The sequence below is a fragment of the Polaromonas sp. 39-63-25 genome (genome assembly GCF_002278925.1).
Classification (GTDB): domain Bacteria; phylum Pseudomonadota; class Gammaproteobacteria; order Burkholderiales; family Burkholderiaceae_C; genus Polaromonas.
This window is the reverse complement of record NZ_NCJH01000002.1, coordinates 18,666-37,339: the sequence shown is the minus strand read 5'-3', so window position 1 is coordinate 37,339 and position 18,674 is coordinate 18,666. Positions and strand designations below refer to the sequence as shown.

The following is an 18,674-nucleotide window of genomic DNA, read 5'->3' as shown; positions in this document are numbered from 1 at the left end:
GAGGCTTTCTACAATGGGGAGATGTTCTCAGAAGTCGTCCCAAGCTCCCCACTCTTACAGAATCTTAATCCGGAGCAACTCGCGGCCGTCACCCTGCCCAACACGCACGCGCTGATCCTGGCTGGCGCCGGTTCCGGCAAGACCCGTGTGTTGACCACCCGCATCGCCTGGCTGCTGCAGACCGGGCAGGTGTCGCCCGGCGGCATTCTGGCCGTGACCTTTACCAACAAGGCGGCCAAGGAGATGCTGACACGCCTGTCGGCCATGCTGCCGGTCAATGTGCGCGGCATGTGGATTGGCACCTTCCACGGCCTGTGCAACCGTTTCCTGCGCGCGCACTACAAGCTGGCCAACCTGCCCTCGACCTTCCAGATCCTGGACACGCAGGACCAGCTCTCGGCGATCAAGCGCCTGTGCAAGCAGTTCAACATTGACGACGAACGTTTCCCGCCCAAGCAGCTGATGTGGTTCATCGCCGGCTGCAAGGAAGATGGCCAGCGCGCCAAGGATGTCGTGGTGCGCGACGAAGAGACGCGCAAGAAGGCCGAGATCTATGCGCTCTACGAAGAGCAGTGTCAGCGCGAAGGGGTGGTCGATTTCGGCGAACTGATGCTGCGCAGCTACGAGCTGCTGCGTGACAACGCGCCGGTGCGTGAGCATTACCAGCGGCGTTTCCGCCACATCCTGATCGACGAGTTCCAGGACACCAACAAGCTGCAGTACGCCTGGATCAAGATGCTGGCTGGCCAGGGCGACGATGCCGCCCCCGGTGCCATGCCGGGCGGCTCGGTGATCGCGGTCGGCGACGACGACCAGAGCATTTACGCGTTTCGTGGTGCGCGTGTCGGCAACATGGCCGACTTCGTGCGCGAGTTCCATGTGTTGCACCAGATCAAGCTCGAGCGCAATTACCGCAGCTTCGGCAACATCCTCGACTCGGCCAACGAGCTGATCAGCCACAACAGCAAACGCCTGGGGAAAAACCTGCGCACCGAGGCTGGCCCCGGCGAGCCGGTGCGCGTCTTCGAGGCTACGTCCGACTTTGCCGAAGCGCAGTGGTTTGTCGACGAGGTGCGTGAGCTGGTGCGCGGCGGCATGGCGCGCAAGGAAATTGCGCTGCTTTACCGCAGCAATGCACAAAGCCGGGTCATGGAAACCGCGCTGTTCAACAACGGCATTCCTTACCGCGTCTATGGTGGTCTGCGCTTTTTCGAGCGCGCCGAGATCAAACACGCGCTGGCCTATTTGCGCCTTATCGAGAACGCCAACGACGACACCAGCTTCATGCGTGTGGTCAACTTCCCGCCGCGCGGCATTGGTGCGCGCAGCATCGAGCAGTTGCAGGACATCGCACGCAGCTCCGGCTGCTCGCTGCATGACGCGGTCAGTGCCGTGCCCGGCAAGGCCGGCGCCAACCTCGGCGCCTTTGTCGCCAAGCTCGATGTGCTGCGTGAGCAGACACCGGGCCTGAGCCTGCGCGAAATCATCGAGCTGGTGCTGCAGCACAGCGGGCTCGAAGAGCATTACAAGCTCGAGAAGGAAGGACAGGACCGTCTCGAGAATCTGGGCGAGCTGGTTAACGCCGCCGAGTCCTTTGTCAGCATGGAAGGGTTTGGGCGCGATGCCGTGGCGCTGCCGGTCGATGAACTCGGTGCGCCCTTGTCGCAGTCGCCCGCCAGCCAGGGTCTCGATCCCTCGGCGCCGCTGGGCGACGAGCCGCTGCCGGAGCTGCTCGCACCGAACCAGGAAACCGGCGAGACGCTGTCGCCACTGGCCGCCTTCCTGACACACGCTGCGCTCGAGTCCGGCGACAACCAGGCGCAGGCCGGGCAGGACGCGGTGCAGCTGATGACCGTGCATTCCTCCAAAGGACTGGAGTTCGACTGCGTGTTCATCTCCGGCCTGGAAGACGGCATCTTCCCGCATGAAAATTCCCTGAGCGACGCCGGCGGCATCGAGGAAGAGCGCCGCCTGATGTACGTGGCCATCACACGCGCGCGCCAGCGCCTGTACCTGAGCCACTCGCAGACGCGCATGCTGCACGGCCAGACGCGTTACAACCTGAAAAGCCGCTTCTTCGACGAGTTGCCGGAGGCGGCGCTCAAATGGATCACACCGAAAAACCAGGGCTTTTCGTCAGCCTACGGCGGCGGCAGCGGCGCCTGGGGTGCTACGAATTCAGGAGCTGGTGGCGCCCGTGGCGATTGGGCCAAGGCCGCTTTTGCTTCAAAAAACCTGGGCGGCGACCGGTTTCCCAACCCGGCGGTGCCGGTGCAGCGCGATGCGCCGGCGCACGGGCTGAAAAACGGCATGAACGTGTTTCACAACAAGTTCGGTGAAGGCAAGGTCATGATGCTCGAAGGCAGCGGCGACGACGCGCGGGCGCAGATCAACTTCACGCGGCATGGCGTGAAGTGGCTGGCGCTGAGCGTCGCCAAGCTGACCCCAGTGGTCTGACCCGGTCAGCGCAGCAGCTTGCCGTCGCGGCCGATCACGGTCACTTCGACAAACTTCGAGCCGACGCGGTTTTCCGGCGAGAAGCTCACCTTGAAACCACCGGCGTCGTAGCTGTTCATTTTTTCGAGCTGGGCCATGATTTTTGCGCGTGTCGGGTCGGCGCCACTGCGGCGGATGGCTTCGACCAGGATCTTGGCCGCGATGAAGGACTCCATGCTGGCGTAAGACACCACCTTGCCGGGCTGGTACTTGGCCATCAGGGTCTGGAACTCGCGTGCCACCGGTGCCAGCGTGGAGTAGGGGTAGGGCATGACCTGGGATATGCCGATACCGCGCGCGTTGTCCTCGCCGGCGTTTTTCAGCAGTTCCTTGAAGTTCACCACCGAGATGCTGAAGAGGCGCGCCTTGTTGCCCTGGGCGCGCATTTTCTTGATGAAGGCGGCGGAAGCCCGGTTGACCGAGACCATGATGATGGCGTCGGGGTTGGCCGGCGCGATGGCGGCCACGGCGGCATCCACGTCTTCGGGTTTGGTGCGGTCATAACCGCCCTTGGCCACCGCCGACATGCCCAGTTTCTGCAGCGCTGTTTCCGCACCGGCCAGTCCGCTTTTGCCGAACGGGTCGTCCTGGTACATCACGGCAAAGCGGCGCAGGCCGATCGTGTGCAGGTGCTCCACCATACGCGCGGTTTCGTCGGTGTAGCTGGCGCGGATGTGGAAGATGTTCGGGTTCATCGGCTCGCGCAGGTTCTGCGCGCCGGTGTAGGGCGCCAGCAGCGCGATGCCGGCATCTTCGAGCACCCTGTTTTTGTTCAGCGCCAGCACGTTGCCGGTGCCGACAAAACCGAACAGGGCCAGCGGCTTGTCCTCGGCCAGCAGTTGCCGCGTCAGGGCCAGGGTCTGGTCCGGCTTGTAGCTGTCGTCCTTGAGCGTGACGCGGATCTTGCGGCCGTAGATGCCGCCGTTGTCGTTGACCCAGGCGAAATAGGCCGCTCCGCCGGCCACGTATTCGTTGCCGGTTCCGGCGATGGTGCCGGTCAGCGGCGCCACCTGCCCGATCACCAGATCCTCCCGGCCGGGTGCGGCATGGGCCGAAAACACGGTGGCGGCCAGGCTCAGCGCCAGCGCCAGGACATGAATTTTTTTGCTCGACATATGAAGTTCTCCTCGTTGCTGTTGTGTTTTCATGGTTCTGCACTGCAGAATATTGAAGTTGCAATGCTGATGAATTGTGTGACTGCGAGCTCCGGACGACGCTATGGAATTCCCGTATTACATTGGGGATTTAGTCTCTCAAGCGACATGGCCTGATAAAATTCCCATATTCCGCATTGCAGAACAATATGAAAAAAGTACTCACGTCAGAACACGTCGCTTCGGCCAGACCCGGCGCCGGGAATGCGAAGGAAGACCGGCATTTTGTGACCGCGCTGGCGCGCGGACTCGACGTGCTCAGTGCCTTCCGTTCGCGCGACCGCACCCTGGGCAACCAGGAACTGGCGCGCCGTTGCGGCCTGCCCAAGTCAACCATTTCACGACTGACCTACACGTTGACCAAACAGGGTTACCTCGAACATGCCCAGGACGGCAGCGGCAATCCGGGCTACCGGCTCGGCAGTGCGGTGCTGGCGCTGGGCAGTGCCATGCTGGCCCGCATGGACATGCGCCAGCTGGCGCGGCCGATGATGCAGGAGCTGGCCGACAGTTCGCAGGCCATGGTTTCGCTGGGCATACGCGACCGCCTGAGCATGATTTATGTCGAGAACTGCCGCAGCGAATCGGCCCTCACGCTGAGCCTGGACGTTGGATCACGCATTCCGCTGGCCAGCACGGCGATGGGGCGGGCCTACCTGGCCGGCTGCAGCGACAGCGAGCGCAGTGTGCTGATGGAACGCATCCGGGCCCAGGACGAAAAAAACTGGCCGCAGACCCGGGACGCGCTGGAGCTGGCCCTGGCGCATTACCGCGAGCACGGCTGCTGCGCCTCGTTTGGCGAGTGGCAAAAAGATGTCAATGCCATCGCCGCGGCTTTCCGACCGCCGGGCGGGCGCGCTGTGATGGTGATCAATTGCGGTGGTCCGGGGTTCCAGCTTTCACCCCAGTTTTTGATGACCCAGGTACGGCCGCAACTGGTGGTGCTGGTCAAAAAGCTGCAAAGCGCCTCCGGCGAGACTTTCTAAGCGCTCCTGGCTGCGGCTTTTTGCGGCCGCATCCATGCGGGCCGCCGAGTCGTGACTTTGTGCCGCATCCAGTTGGCGTTTTGTGGCGTTACTACAATCGGCAACAACGCCGACTTCCGGAGAATTCGCGATGAACTTCAAGCCTTTACTGATGGCCCTGGCGGCCTGCGCTTCTTTGGCCCATGCGGTCGATTCCCCAGGCAGCATTCCCAACATGCCGCGCACCTCGGTCAGCGACCGGCTCAGCACTGCCCGCACAGCCATTGCCGCCAAGGACTGGAGCCGCGCGATGTCCGAGCTCAGTGCAGCCGCGCGGGAGGAGCCGCGCAACGCCGATGTGCACAACCTGCTCGGCTACAGCTACAGAAAACGCGCCACGCCCGACATCACCAAGGCCTTCGAGCACTACTACACGGCGCTGAAAATTGACCCTCGCCACAAAGGTGCGCACGAGTACATCGGCGAGGCCTACCTGATGGAAAAGCGCCCGCTGGAAGCCGAGAAACACCTGGCCGAGCTGGAAAAGATCTGCGGCAACAAGACCTGCGAGGAGTACGCCGATCTGAGCAAATCCATCGCTGACTACAAAGCGAAGAACTGAGCAGCACCATCGGGAGCAGTCACGGCCCCACAGGGGCTTTGAAGATGCCGTAGCGAGCGGACCCGGGTGGCTTCGAGCAGCGGGACCGTACCAGCGTACGGCGAGCACCGCAGGAGCCCATACCGGCTCGCGCAGTGGAAAGAGTCGCTGCCGCTCAGTAGGTCATCTTGCCGCTGCCGTCCTTGTTGCCTTTTCTGCCGGCAATCTGCCAGGTGGTGCGTTGATCAATCAGGCGGGCCAGGAACTCCAGCTCTTCGTCGGTGTGATTCAGCGCCTGCGCCGGCGTCAGGAAGACGCCGTTTTTGGGCTCCGCGTCAGCCCAGAAAGACTGGTGGTAGTCGGCTTGCGAAACCAGCTTCTGGTTGCCTGCATCCATATCGACCGTGCCGTAGCAATTGCAAAAATAGTTCCGATTGTCCCGTTCTGCAAAAATTTCTGCGTACACCCCGGTGCCGCGTATGCCCGCAGTCAGCGTAGGCATGACGATGGCGCGGTTCACGCCCTTGCCCCAGACGCTGGCCACCGCCCCGGTCAGCAGGCGCAGCAGGCTGACCGCATTGAGCGTCGTGCCACGTTCCACCGACAGGCGCGAGTTCTGGCGCACCTGGAAGGCCGAGTTGCCGATCGCAAACACGAGGTTGGCGCCCGGTCCGGTCTGGATCTCGTCGCCGGTCTGAATCGTGTGCTCCGGGCTCAGGCGGCTGCCGTTGAGGGTGGCGTCGCCGGTCAGCTGCACGATGTTGCTGCGCTGCTGCGCCATCGCGGCCGGCAGGCCACCCATGGCCACCCAGGCCGCGGCGGCCTTGAGCGCGTCACGCCTCTGGAACCACAAGATTTCCTTTTCTTGCCGGCCTTGCAGCAGGTGCTGTGTCATGGCGTGTCTCCTGGGATGGGGTTGTTGTCGTTATTGACGGGGCTGTCGGGCGGGGTGGCATCAAAACTGTCGCGAAAGGTGAAATACAGCGAGCTTGAAAACATCGCGGCCATCAGCAGGGCGGCCGGCATGACCAGCGCGGCCGCGGCCTCGGGGCTGGCCAGCAGGCCGGCCAGCAGGCTCACGGCCAGGCCGATGAGCATCAGCACCACCATCCAGGTCAGGCCGAACAGCGCGTAGGCGCCGGCATTCCTGAAGCAAACGACGGCACTGAAAAACAGGCTCTTGACCGGCGTCACGCCGTGCCAGTGCACCAGCGCGGGTGCATGCCAGAACAGGATGGAGACCGGCAGGTACAGCACCATGATGGCCAGCATGGCCCCCTGCATTTCGGGCGCCATGGCGCTTTCGCGGCTGACCGGCACATCGAAAAACAGCGGTACCACGGACACGATCAGCAGGCAGGCGGCCGCATACAGAAAACCCAGCACCATCATGGCGCGGGCGCGCTGCTGGCCGGCGCGGAAGGCGCTGACCAGAATGGCGGGCATCGGAAAACGGCCCTTGGTGGCCTCCAGCGTCGCGGCCATCAGGCCCAGGGTGGCCGCTGGCACGATGGCCAGCGCCAGCACCACGCCAACGAAGGGAATCAGCGATGCCAGCGTAGCCGCCGCCATGTACATGAAAAACAGGCCGGCCAACGCCAGCGGCTGCTTGAAGAAGGTTTGTATGCCGAGTTTGACCCATGTGATGCCAGTACGCGCGGGAACGATATTTAGTTTCATTGCTTGGGTTGCATGTTGAGGGGTTCGGACCGTCGGGGTTCACCGGAACCGTGGAAAAAGGGCGATGGGGTGAACAATTTAACGCCAGCGGTCAAGTTTGCTTGAAAAGAAGGCGCGCCAGTAACTTTTCGCCGGCGCGTGATGGCGGCCCGCTTCAGTGCGACAGGCCGCCGGGATGGGCCACGCGCTGGCGCAGCACCCGTTCAAAATGGCCGGGATCGTGCGCCTGCAACAGTGCGGCTTCGCGCGGCAGGTAAAAGTCCCACAGCCGCGAGATCCAGAAACGCAGGGCGCCGGCGCGCTCCATGGCCGGCAACAGGCTGCGTTCCTGGGCGTTCAGGGGGCGCACGGCCTGGTAGGCCGCCAGGAAGGCCGAGGTGCGTGCTGTGTCGCGTTCACCGGTGGCGAGGTCCACACACCAGTCGTTGAGGCTGACGCCGACGTCAAACAGCAGGGCGTCCCAGCCGGCGAAGTAAAAATCAAAAAAGCCTGTCAGGCGCAGGCTGCTGCCTTCGCCGTCAAACATCACGTTGTCGCGAAACAGGTCGGCATGCACCGGGCCGCGCGGCAGCGCCTGCCAGGCCGAGGAGGCGGCGACATGGTTCTGGTAGGCGAGTTCCGAGCGGATCAGGCTGCCTTGTTCGGGGTCGAGGTAGGGCAGCACCACCGGCACGGTCTCATTCCACCAGGCCAGGCCGCGCAGGTTGGCCTGCTGGCGGTCGAAGTCCTGCCCCGCCAGGTGCATGCGCGCCAGCATGTCGCCCACCGCCGCACAGTGGGCGGGTGTGGGCGCCAGTTCGCTGCGGCCGCGCAGGCGGTCCACCACGGCGGCGGGTTTGCCCTTGAGCTTGTGCAGGAGGTCGCCGGGCCAGCTGCCTGCGCCGGCCGTCATGGCTGCATGTGGCTCAGGCACGGGAATGCCGCGCTGCGCCAGATGCTGCATCAGGTACAGGTAAAACGGCAACTGCTCGAAACCCAGGCGTTCGAACAGCGTCAGGACGTAGCGACCCTGATCGGTGTCGGCGAAATAGTTGGTGTTCTCGATGCCGCCCGAGCACGGGTCCAGGGTCTTCAACTGCCCCAGACCGAGCGAATGCAAAAGGGGAGCGGCCTCGTCAAACGAGACTTCGGTGTAAACGGCCATGCCTGAAACGGAAACTGAAGGGGAGAAACTAGAACTTGAGCACGTTCCAGACGCGTTTGCCGGTGCTGCCGGCGCCCGAGGTGGATGGTGCGGTGCCGCCGCCCTTGGTGGCGTCGGAAGGCAGGACCTCGTAGGCCGGCACATTGGCTTTGGGCTGCACGGTGATGCTTTGTGTCTCGCCACCCACACGCACTTCGTCGATGCGCGAACCGGCGTCTTCCGTGCGGATGCGCTGGATGGCCGGTTCGGGCCGGCTGCTGGCGGGGTTGGTGCCGGGCGGCAGTGCTTGCGCAGGTGCAGCTGCCGGGGCAGGCGCCGCTGTCTGGGCCAACACGGGGGCACAGGCCAGAACAGCCGTGGCGGCGAACAGAAGGGAGCGAAGGGGGTGTTGCATGCCTGCATTGTAGGGGGCCGGCACCCCCGTGGATAGGGCCGGCAAAACGGTGACAATCTAGGCCTGCTCACACTATTTATGGAAGATGCGTTGCGAGTCAAAAAGGTCATGCGCGAGGCGCAGAATGCAGCCGGGCTGACACCCGGCAAGGCTTTGCAACGCTGCGCATGGCCTTTTTGGCCGCAACCCGAAGGGAATATGGTTAAAACAGCACCACTCGTTGTTGCACTCCTGGCTCAGCCGCCCAGGCTGAGCGTCGTCGCGCGCCTGGATTGGCGCTGTTTTAACCACGTTCGCACTTGCATCAATAGTGTGAGCAGGCCCTTGCCATGAGCACCGACAAAAAAACACTGCTGCTGGTGGATGGCTCCAGCTATCTCTACCGCGCTTTCCATGCGATGCCCGACCTGCGCGCCGACCCCGGCAACCCGCAAAGCCCGGCCACGGGCGCCATTCGCGGCATGGTCAACATGATGCAGAAGCTGCGCAAGGACGTACGTGCCGACTTTGCCGCCTGTGTCTTCGACGCCAAGGGCCCGACCTTTCGCGATGCGCTTTACCCCGACTACAAGGCCCAGCGTTCACCCATGCCCGACGACCTGCGCAGCCAGGTCGAGCCCATCCACGAGGTGGTGCGCCTGCTTGGCTGGAAGGTGCTGGATGTGCCCGGGGTGGAAGCTGACGACGTGATCGGCACGCTGGCCTGCATGGCGTCGCAGCAGGGCATCGAGGTCATCATCTCCAGCGGCGACAAGGATCTGAGCCAGCTGGTCGATGAAAACATCACGGTGATCGACACCATGAACGACCGCCGGCGCGATCTGGCTGGTGTGGAGTCCGAGTTCGGCGTGCCGCCGCGCCTGATGGTGGACTACCAGACCCTGGTGGGCGACGCGGTCGACAATGTGCCCGGCGTGCCCAAGGTCGGCCCCAAGACGGCCGTGAAGTGGCTGCTCGAATACGGTTCGCTCGACGCGCTGGTGGCACGCGCCGGCGAGATCAAGGGCGTGGTCGGCGACAACCTGCGCCAGACCCTGGACTGGCTCCCAAAGGGCCGTGAGCTGCTGACCATCAAGAAAGACTGCGAACTGCAGGACTACATCGAAGGCTTGCCTGCTATGGAATCCATAGCTGTCGGCGCCCAGCAGATGGAGGCCTTGAAGGATTTTTATGACAAGTACGGCTTCAAGGGCCTGGTTCGCAGCATAGACGCCCAGAATGCGCCGGCCGAGCTGCCGGCCGGACCCGACACCCACCGCCAGGGCCGTGCGGCGGCCTCGTCCGACGAGCCGGGACTTTTTGACGAGCCGGACTTTCTGGCCACCCCGCTGGCCGAGCGGGCGACCAACCTGCGTTACGACACCGTGCTGGACTGGGCGATGTTCGAGACCTGGCTGGCAAAAATAGAAGCCGCCGAACTGGTGGCGGTCGACACCGAAACCACCTCGCTCGACGAAATGCTGGCCCAGATTGTCGGCCTGAGTTTCAGCGTCACGCCGGGCGAGGCCGCCTACATTCCGCTGACCCACGACTACCCCGACGCGCCGGCGCAGCTGTCGCGGGACGAAGTGCTGGCGCGCCTGAAACCCTGGCTGGAGAACCCGGCCAAAGCCAAGCTCGGCCAACACATCAAGTACGACCGCCACGTGTTTGCCAACCACGGCATCGAGGTCCAGGGTTACGCCCACGACACCATGCTGCAGAGTTATGTGCTGGAAGTGCACAAGCCGCACGGCCTGGCCAGCCTGGCCGAGCGCCATGTGGGCCGCAGCGGCATCAACTACGAAGATCTGTGCGGCAAGGGCGCGCACCAGATCAAGTTCAACCAGGTCGACATCGCCAAGGCCGCCGAATACTCGTGCGAAGACTCGGACCAGACGCTGGACGTGCACCGCGTGCTCTGGCCGCGGCTGCAGGCCGACGACAAGCTGCGTTTCATCTACGAGCTCGAGATGAAAAGCAGCGAAGCCTTGTACCGGATCGAGCGCAACGGGGTGCTGATCGACGCGCCCATGCTGGCCACGCAAAGCCACGAACTGGGCCAGCGCATCCTGCAACTCGAGGCCGAGGCCTACGAGATTGCCGGCCAGCCCTTCAACCTGGGCAGCCCCAAGCAGCTAGGCGAGATTTTTTTCGACAAGCTGGGCATGCCGGTGATCAAGAAAACGCCGAGCGGCGCACGCAGCACCGACGAGGAAGTGCTGGAAAAACTCGCCGAGGATTACCCGCTGCCAGCCAAGCTGCTGGAGCACCGCTCGCTGAGCAAACTCAAGGGCACCTACACCGACAAGCTGGCCCAGCTCGCGCTGCCGCGTACCGGCAGGGTGCACACGCACTACGCGCAGGCCGTCGCCGTGACCGGACGCCTGTCCAGCAACGACCCCAACCTGCAGAACATCCCGGTGCGCACGCCGGAGGGCCGGCGCGTGCGCGAGGCCTTTGTGGCGCCGCCCGGTTGCCTGATCGCCAGCGCCGACTACTCGCAAATCGAGCTGCGCATCATGGCCCACCTGAGCGGCGACGAAGCGTTGCTGCGCGCCTTCACTGATGGCCTGGACGTGCACCGCGCGACCGCCGCCGAGGTGTTCGGTGTGGAACTCGATCAGGTCAGCAGCGAGCAGCGCCGCTACGCCAAGGTCATCAACTTCGGCCTGATTTACGGCATGAGCAGCTTCGGCCTGGCGCGCAACCTGGGCATAGAGACCAAGGCCGCGGCCGCTTACATCGACAAGTATTTCCAGCGTTACCCGGGGGTGAAGCGATATATGGATGAAACCCGGGTTTTCGCCAAGAAGCACGGTTATGTAGAAACCGTCCTGGGGCGGCGCTTGCAACTCCCAGGAATTGCAAACGAAAAAGGCCCGCGTCTGGCTGGTCTGGAAAGGCAGGCCATCAACGCGCCCATGCAGGGCACGGCGGCCGACCTGATCAAGCTCAGCATGGTCAAGGTGCAGGACGTGCTCGACGCTGAAAAGCGCGCCACCAAAATGATCATGCAGGTGCACGACGAACTGGTGTTCGAGGTGCCCGAGGCCGAGGTCGAATGGGTGCGCCACGAAATTCCGCGCCTGATGGCCGGGGTGGCGGACCTCAAGGTGCCGCTGCTGGCCGAGATCGGCATCGGTCCGAACTGGGAAAAGGCGCACTGAATCCGCAGGCAGGGGCGGCATGACCGCGGTGGGACGGGGGGAATACCCCCTGGTAATTCCCCGCACCGGCAAGAACTTCCATGACCGCCTAGACTCCGACTGCTTAATCAGCCCAGCCTCTTTCAACGTCCCTTTCACGTCCCTTCAACCCAGATATTGAGGAAACCGCCATGCTCAACAGCGACCAGAAATCCGAGTTTGATTCCCTGCTCCCCGGCCACAGCACCGAAGCCGGTGCGACCCGCCGCGCGGCGCTGAAGGCCGCGCTCGGTGTCGGTTATGCCGCCACAGCCCTGCCCATCATGGCGCAGACCGCGATCAAGACGTCGGCCGAGGGCCTGAAGGCCGGCGAAACCTCGTTTGAAGTCAACGGGTTCAAGGTGCCGGCCTATTACGCCGCGCCCGCCGGTAAAACCGGCCTGCCCGTGATCCTGGTGATCCAGGAAATCTTCGGTGTGCATGAATACATTGCCGACACCGTCCGCCGCTTTGCCAAGGCCGGTTACCTGGCGATTGCGCCCGAGCTGTATGCCCGTCAGGGCGACCCCACGCAGTATGGCGAAATGGCCAAGCTGATGGCCGAGGTCGTCTCCAAGGTGCCTGACGCCCAGGTCATGGGCGACCTGGACGGCGCGGTGAAGTGGGCGGGTGCCAACGGCGGCGATACCGCCAAGGTGGGCATCACCGGCTTTTGTTGGGGTGGCCGCATCACCTGGCTGTACAGCGCGCACAACCCCGGCGTCAAGGCCGGCGTGGCCTGGTACGGCCGCCTGGTCGGTGCCAGCACGCCGCTCACGCCCAAACACCCGGTCGACATCGCTCCCATCCTCAACGGCCCGGTGCTCGGCCTGTATGGCGGGCAGGACGGCGGCATCCCCCTTGACACGGTTGATAAGATGAAAGCGGCCCTTGCCGGCGGCAGTCCCGCGGCGAAGGCCTCGCAGTTTGTGGTGTACCCTGATGCCCCGCACGCTTTCCACGCCGACTACCGCCCGAGCTTCCGCAAGGAGCCGGCAGAAGACGGCTGGAAACGCGCTCTGGCGTGGTTCAAGGCCAACGGCGTCGCTTAAATTCAAGCCCGCCCGGCATGGAGCCGCCCCACAGCAATGTGCGGCGGCTTTTTTGCGTTTCAGGCGAGTTTTTACAACCTTTTCGGGCTTCAGCCCATATAGATCGGGCGTGAGCAGCTATGACATTGATAGCAATTTTGACCGGCACCCTGGCCGCCGGCATAGGCAGCGTGTGGCTGGCGGCGCTGCTCAGTTTTGGGGTGCTGGCCCGCTACACCAACCACATGCTCAGCCTGGCCGCCGGTGCGCTGCTGGCGACTGCCTTCATGCACCTGCTGCCCGAGGCGTTCGAGAGTCAGGCCGGCGCGCAGGAGCTGTTTGCCACCTTGCTGGTCGGGCTGGTGTTTTTCTTCCTGCTCGACAAGGCCGAGCTGTATCACCACGGCCATGAGCACCATGACCCGCAGGGCGGGGACGATGCGGGCCATCCGCATCATCACCATCACGGCCACGATCACGGCCAGCCCGTCAGGTCCGGCAGCTGGGCCGTGCTGACCGGCGACAGCGTGCATGCCTTTGGTGACGGCATCCTGATTGCCTCCGCCTTCGTCGCCGACATGCGCCTGGGCGTGATCACCGCGCTGGCCGTGCTGGCGCATGAGGTGCCACACCACATGGGTGACCTGGTGGTGCTGCGCCATACCTCCGGCAACCGCAGCATGGCCCTGATCAAGGTGTCGCTGGCCGGCGCCGTGACGGCCCTGGGCGGCCTGGTCGGTTACGCCCTGGTCGACATGCTGCACGACTGGCTGCCCTATTTCCTGGTGGTGGCCTCCAGCAGCTTTGTGTATGTGGCGCTGGCCGACCTGATTCCGCAGCTGCAAAAACGGCTGACAGCCCGCGAAACGCTTGCGCAGATTGCCTGGCTGGGCGTGGGAATGGCGCTGGTCATGGGGGTCAGCGGGCTGGCGCATTCCTCGCATTGAGCAGCTGGAGGCCGGCCATGTCAGCCGGACACTGACAGACACAGGGCATGGCAGCCTATAGGCGCGGCGACCGGGGGCCGCCATCATGGAGGCATTCTTCGAGGACGCTGCCATGAACCTGCTGACCCCCACCCCTTTCAAACCCCGCCGGGTCCGCCGCATTGCTGCGGCTTACATCGCCTACTTCACCAGCGTCTGCGCCAGCATGGCTGCGGCGGCTGCCGTGGTGACCGAGACCGTGCCGCTGACGCTGGGAGGGTTCTGAGATGCATGCCGAACCGAAGGTCATTCCCGAAGAAGAAGCGCCAGAAGAGCCGGCGGTGACGCCGGGCGACGACAGCAACGACGACCCCACGCCGCCGCTGCCGGTGGACCCGAGCGGCACGCCGCAGCGCAATCCGGCGGTGGACAGGGCGGCCAATGACACCGAACCTGCACTGCCGACGGAAGAGCCCGAGATCGGCAACGAGCGCGACATTCCGTCCGACGGTCGCGACCTGGAAGGCGAGGGCATGATTCGCGAGCTCGACAAGCCGGTGGAGCCTTCCCCCGCCGCTAAACCGGAAAGGGAGTAAGAACTTGTCCGAACAAATGCCAGGCATGGCGACCGACCCCAACGTGCCGCCGCCCGAACCGGTGCAGCCCATCGCCACCCCGCCCAACCCCGGCCAGGTGCAGCCCACACCGCAACCCATGTAACACGGACGCGCGCAGGCTGTCAGAGCCCGGCTTGCGCCAGTTGCGCGCGGGTGGGCAGGCCTTCGCTGTCGCCCGCCACCTGCACGGCGCGCGCCCCTATCCAGGCGCCGCGCCGGACGGCCTCCGCCACGCTGCGTCCCTCCAGCAGCGCGCTGATCACCCCGACCGCAAAGCCGTCACCGGCGCCGACCGTGTCCACCACCTTGTCCACCGGACAAGCCGGCACATGGCCGGTGCCGGCACTGGCACTGTCGAACCAGGCGCCGTCGGCGCCCAGCTTCACCACCACCAGCGCAGCGCCCCGCCGGCGATAAAAGGCGGCAATGCCTTCGGCCGTGTTTTCGCCGGTCAGGAAACGGCCCTCTTCGAGGCCAGGCAACACCCAGTCGGCCCGCGTGGCCAGGTCGTTGATGGCCTGGCGCATCTGCCCGGGCGTGGCCCACAACGTCGGTCGCAGATTGGGATCGAACGACACGCTGCGTCCGGCGCTGCGCATCAGTTCCATGCTGCGGTGTGCGGCGGGGAGGGTGGTCGCCGAAAGGGCGGGAAACACGCCGGTCGCATGGAGGTGGCGCGCCGATAGAAGCCAGGCTTCATCGATGTCGCTGAGGGCCATGTGACTGGCGGCCGAGCCCTGGCGGTGGTATTCGACCGGCGGGTCGCTGCCGTCCAGCACACGGCCCTTGATCATGAAACCGGTGGGCTGCGCCGCCGTGAGCACCACCTGCGAGCAGTCGATGCCTTCGGCCGACATCGCCCGGATCAGGTAGCGACCCATCATGTCGGTGCCCAGGCGGCTGGCCCAGCCGACCTTCAGCCCCAGGCGTGCCAGGCCGATCGCCACATTGGTTTCAGCGCCTGCCGTGTGTTTGTAAAAAGAGGCGGCGTCTTCGAGCGGGCCCGGCCGGTCGGCCACCAGCAGCATCATGGCTTCGCCAAAAGTTACGACATCCAGCGCGCTGGTCATGGGTGTTTACCGGGAGAGTGCAGGGTGCGCGAATCGTAGCACCTCCAGTTTGCTATTTTATTGATAGCTGTTGGCGCTTGTCGGACATGGGCTGGAGAACGATTTGATGCGGCGGCCGGACCAACCGCAACGGCTTGTCACTTTCGTGCTGTCCTACAAAAACATCAACGGCGTCTGACACAGGCGCCCGGGAGCGCTGCCTAGAGTCGTTTTGTGTCTGGCCCTCCGCCATGCATGCAGCACCACCGGCGCTGTGAATGACCAACCCAACCATCACCAGGAAACCCACCATGAGCAAAGCACCTCCCAAGATGAATGACGCCGTCGACCTGCTCGATGCCGACCACGTTGCCGTCAAGAAGCTGTTCACCCAGTTCAAAAAACTCAGCGAAGCCAAGGCGCCCGCCGACGAGCGCAAGGCGATTGCCGACAGGATCTGCAAGGAGCTCACCGTGCATGCCGACATCGAAGAGCAGATTTTTTACCCCGCGGCGCGCGAGGCCATCGGTGACGATGACCTGCTCAACGAAGCCGAGGTCGAGCATGCCAGCGCCAAGGATCTGATTGCGCAGATTTCGGGCATGGATGCCGACGAAGAGCTGTTCGACGCCAAGGTCATCGTGCTGGGTGAATACATCGACCACCACGTGGAAGAAGAGCGGGAAGAGATGTTCCCCAAAGCCCGCAAGAGCGACATGGACCTCAAGGCCATGGTCGAGGACATCAAGGCACTCAAGGAAGAGCTGCTGGCCAGCTACGAAACGCCCGCCTGATGGGAACGTCAGCCCGTCCCCGCCCTGCGGGGCCGGGCTGAAAGCCCGCTACCACTCAGGTTGCGATGGCGCCGACCCGGGGATCGAAGGAGAAATAGAAACACGCGCCCTTGCCCTCGGACGACTCGCCGCGTATCAGGCCGCCGTGCCGCTCCAGGATGCGGTGCACGGTGGCCAGTCCGATGCCGCTGCCTTCGAATTCGGTGTCATGGTGCAGCCGGTGGAAAGGTTTGAACAGGCTGTCGGCATAAGCCATGTTGAAGCCGGCGCCGTTGTCGCGCACGAACAGCATCTTGCGCCCGCCCTCGCGCGCCGGCATCTGGCCGAATTCGATCATCGCGTCGGGCTGCTGGCGCGAGTATTTCCAGGCGTTGCCGATCAGGTTTTCCAGGATGATGCGTGCGAGCTTGCTGTCGCAGCGGCCGCGGATGCCCGGCTGGATGATGACCTGCACCGGGCGTTTGGGGTCGCGTTGCCTTTCCTGCATGACCACCTGCTGCGCCATGACGCTGAGGTCGACATCTTCCAGCACCAGTTTTCCCTTGCTGACACGGGCCAGCGCCAGCAGGTCGTTGATCAGCTCATGCATACGCACGACGTTGACCCGAACCCGGTCGAACAGGCGTTGCTCCTCGTCGCTGAGCCGGCCCTTCAGGCGCCGCGCCAGCAGCACGCTGAACCCCTCGATGCTGCGCAGCGGGGACTGCAGGTCGTGCGAGACCGAGTAACCGAAAGACTCCAGTTCGGCATTGCTCGCCATGAGCTGCTCGGTGCGCTCGTTGACGCGTTGCTCCAGGGTTTCGTTAAAGCGCGAAATTTCACGGTCGCGCCGCAGCCGCACCAGCTCGGCCGTGATGCGGCTGGCAAAAATCTGCATCAACGCATCCCGGTCGGCGGAGCGGGCCTGGGGCTTTCGCCACAAGGCGTTGACGACACCGATGGGCGTGCCGTCGGCATCGCGCAGCGCCGCACCAACGTAGGCGTGGAAGTTGCCCTCCACCAGAATCCGGTCGTGCGGGAAAAGCTGTTGCACGCCCTCGTTGTAGACACACAGGTCGGACTGGCTGAGGACCTTGTCGCAGGGGGTGCCGGCCAGAGGGTACCGGATATTGGGCTGCAACTCGCCGTCCTGAACCATGGCCAGGGAGGCGACGCTCTGGTCGGCCATGGTTTCACCCACGATCACCAGATCCGCGCCAATGGCCAGGGCCAGATGCTGGACCACGGAACGGAAGAAGGCTTCGCCGGTGCCGCTCGACAGGGCCTTGGCGACATCGATCAGCTGGGCTTCGCGGCGCTTTTGTTCGCTGATGTTGATGGTCGAGTTGAGCATGCAGGGCTCGCCGGCGATATCGATGATCGCCGACCAGACCCGGCAGTCGACCATGCTGCCGTTTTTGTGGCGCATCCGCAGTTCGCGGCTCAGCACCCGACCTCCGGCCTGCAGGTCCTGGACAAACCGCCTGCGTTCTGCTTCGCTGGCCCAGGCCCCGATCTCGACCGCTGTGCGCCCCACCAGTTCTTCCGGCTCAAAGCCGTGGATGCGGTCTTCCGAGGCGTTGGCGGCCAGGAAGGTGCCGTCGGCAACCCGCGTGATGGTCATGTTGATGGGGCTGAAATCAAAAGCCTTGGAGAACAGTTCGGCCGACTGGCGTGCCGCCTGCCGGGCATGCGTTTCCGCGGTTGCGTCGGTGACGGTGGACACCACAATGCGTGCCGGGCCCGAGCCCTCCACCTTGCACGACAGCAGGATGTGGATCAGCTTGCCAGTCTTGGTGCGCGCATCGAGCGGCATGTTGATCACCCGCCCGGCCACCTCCATTTTCTGCTGGAAAAGGCGGCGGGCCGCAGGATCGTCCCACAGGGGGGCGTCGGTTCCACCCACAAATTCGCTGCGCGAGTAGCCATACAGCCGCTCGAAGGCAGGGTTGACGTCGAGTACCGTCCTGTCTTCAAGCGCCTGCACGATGATGGCCGCCGGGCTGCTGCGGAAGATGCGGGTGTACCGGTCTTCGCTCAGGCGCAGCTCGTCTTCGGCCTTCTCGCGCCGGCGCAGTTCGGCATGCTGCTCGCGCAGCGCCCGGAGCACCACCTGGCGGCTGGTGTACACGCTGCCGGCAATGCCGGTGAGCAGCAGGACAGTGACCAGCCAGAAGCGCAGGTTCACCGTGAAATCGGCCTTGCCCAGCAGGCCGGCCTGATCAGCCCAGCTCAGCAGGCCCAGGACCAGGGCACTCAACACGACCGCGAAGATCAGGGACTTTTTCCCCTGCATCATTCCCGCGGCGACCACCGCGCCGACAAAACCCAGCAGCAGCCCACTGCGGACCGACCCGTAGGCCACCATGCCCGCCGCCGACAGGCCGATCAGGGAATAAACCAGCAGGTAGCCGGTCCACTGGTAGTGCCCACGGTGCAGCAGCCAGTAGCCGAGCGCGGTCAGTGTCAGCGCGACGGCAATCACCATGATTTGCACGTCGCCGATTTCCTGGGCAAGGGACAGGCCCAGCACCAAGGGCAGGCTGGCCAGCAGCATCAGCAACAGGGAGCGCAGCCCGCGCGAGTACCGTTGTTCTATGAGCGCTGCGGCCAGCTGGCGAGTGGATTCGTTAGGAGAGGTGGTGTCGAGCATGACGGGGCGCAGGTTTGATGAATA

General features: G+C 64.2%; 16 protein-coding genes. 9 read left to right on the top strand and 7 right to left on the bottom strand.

All coding sequences use genetic code 11. The features are described from left to right. Nucleotides 1-21: 21 nt before the first annotated feature. Entirely contained in the window at nt 22-2,457 is a 2,436-nt protein-coding gene (locus tag B7X65_RS02815; protein WP_293592506.1) for a UvrD-helicase domain-containing protein, read from the top strand. Between the two features lie 5 nt (nt 2,458-2,462). On the opposite strand, the gene B7X65_RS02810 is transcribed toward B7X65_RS02815, so the two are convergent. Then, entirely contained in the window at nt 2,463-3,611 is a 1,149-nt protein-coding gene (locus B7X65_RS02810; RefSeq protein ID WP_293592504.1) for an ABC transporter substrate-binding protein, read from the bottom strand. 188 nt (nt 3,612-3,799) lie between these two features. On the opposite strand from B7X65_RS02810, the gene B7X65_RS02805 reads away from it, so the two are divergent. Continuing rightward, the gene (locus tag B7X65_RS02805; protein ID WP_293592502.1) at nt 3,800-4,636 is read left to right on the top strand and encodes an IclR family transcriptional regulator; all 837 of its coding nucleotides are present in this window, start codon (nt 3,800-3,802) and stop codon (nt 4,634-4,636) included. A gap of 130 nt (nt 4,637-4,766) precedes the next feature. Then, nucleotides 4,767-5,237: a tetratricopeptide repeat protein gene (locus B7X65_RS02800; protein WP_293592500.1), complete on the top strand. Its 471-nt coding sequence runs from the start codon at nt 4,767-4,769 to the stop codon at nt 5,235-5,237. 154 nt (nt 5,238-5,391) lie between these two features. Here the strand turns inward: B7X65_RS02800 and B7X65_RS02795 are convergent, their stop codons facing one another. The 4 genes from B7X65_RS02795 to B7X65_RS02780 all read right to left on the bottom strand — a co-directional run bounded on the left by B7X65_RS02795 (nt 5,392) and on the right by B7X65_RS02780 (nt 8,434). Beyond that, nucleotides 5,392-6,111: an iron dicitrate transport regulator FecR gene (locus B7X65_RS02795; protein ID WP_293592498.1), complete on the bottom strand. Its 720-nt coding sequence runs from the start codon at nt 6,109-6,111 to the stop codon at nt 5,392-5,394. Next, nucleotides 6,108-6,896 (bottom strand): BPSS1780 family membrane protein, encoded by a 789-nt coding sequence (locus B7X65_RS02790; RefSeq protein ID WP_293592496.1) that lies wholly within the window; start codon nt 6,894-6,896, stop codon nt 6,108-6,110. The genes B7X65_RS02795 and B7X65_RS02790 overlap by 4 nt, the downstream gene beginning before the upstream one ends. Before the next feature lie 154 nt (nt 6,897-7,050). Next, nucleotides 7,051-8,040, bottom strand: a complete 990-nt coding sequence (locus tag B7X65_RS02785) for a homoserine kinase (RefSeq protein ID WP_293592494.1) — start codon at nt 8,038-8,040, stop codon at nt 7,051-7,053. A gap of 28 nt (nt 8,041-8,068) precedes the next feature. Continuing rightward, the gene (locus B7X65_RS02780; protein ID WP_293592492.1) at nt 8,069-8,434 is read right to left on the bottom strand and encodes a hypothetical protein; all 366 of its coding nucleotides are present in this window, start codon (nt 8,432-8,434) and stop codon (nt 8,069-8,071) included. 329 nt (nt 8,435-8,763) lie between these two features. Here B7X65_RS02780 and polA point away from each other — a divergent pair, with 329 nt between their 5' ends. The 5 genes from polA to B7X65_RS02755 all read left to right on the top strand — a co-directional run bounded on the left by polA (nt 8,764) and on the right by B7X65_RS02755 (nt 14,154). Next, nucleotides 8,764-11,583: a DNA polymerase I gene (gene polA / locus B7X65_RS02775; protein WP_293592490.1), complete on the top strand. Its 2,820-nt coding sequence runs from the start codon at nt 8,764-8,766 to the stop codon at nt 11,581-11,583. Between the two features lie 170 nt (nt 11,584-11,753). After that, nucleotides 11,754-12,653, top strand: coding sequence for a dienelactone hydrolase family protein (locus tag B7X65_RS02770; RefSeq protein ID WP_293592488.1), 900 nt, complete (start codon nt 11,754-11,756; stop codon nt 12,651-12,653). Between the two features lie 119 nt (nt 12,654-12,772). After that, the gene (locus B7X65_RS02765; RefSeq protein ID WP_293592486.1) at nt 12,773-13,579 is read left to right on the top strand and encodes a ZIP family metal transporter; all 807 of its coding nucleotides are present in this window, start codon (nt 12,773-12,775) and stop codon (nt 13,577-13,579) included. 112 nt (nt 13,580-13,691) lie between these two features. Further along, nucleotides 13,692-13,844 carry a hypothetical protein gene (locus tag B7X65_RS02760; RefSeq protein ID WP_293592484.1) on the top strand — a complete coding sequence of 51 codons (153 nt, stop codon included), beginning with the start codon at nt 13,692-13,694 and terminating at the stop codon, nt 13,842-13,844. Nucleotide 13,845: 1 nt separating this feature from the next. Continuing rightward, nucleotides 13,846-14,154: a hypothetical protein gene (locus tag B7X65_RS02755; protein ID WP_293592482.1), complete on the top strand. Its 309-nt coding sequence runs from the start codon at nt 13,846-13,848 to the stop codon at nt 14,152-14,154. A 143-nt stretch (nt 14,155-14,297) separates the two neighbouring features. Here B7X65_RS02755 and B7X65_RS02750 read toward each other — a convergent pair whose 3' ends face one another. Next, a complete protein-coding gene (locus B7X65_RS02750) occupies nt 14,298-15,245 on the bottom strand; it encodes a sugar kinase (protein ID WP_293592480.1) in 948 nt (315 codons plus the stop codon). A gap of 290 nt (nt 15,246-15,535) precedes the next feature. On the opposite strand from B7X65_RS02750, the gene B7X65_RS02745 reads away from it, so the two are divergent. Next, nucleotides 15,536-16,018 carry a hemerythrin domain-containing protein gene (locus B7X65_RS02745; protein ID WP_293592478.1) on the top strand — a complete coding sequence of 161 codons (483 nt, stop codon included), beginning with the start codon at nt 15,536-15,538 and terminating at the stop codon, nt 16,016-16,018. Between the two features lie 55 nt (nt 16,019-16,073). On the opposite strand, the gene B7X65_RS02740 is transcribed toward B7X65_RS02745, so the two are convergent. Next, nucleotides 16,074-18,650, bottom strand: coding sequence for a PAS domain S-box protein (locus B7X65_RS02740; protein ID WP_293592475.1), 2,577 nt, complete (start codon nt 18,648-18,650; stop codon nt 16,074-16,076). Nucleotides 18,651-18,674 lie beyond the last annotated feature (24 nt).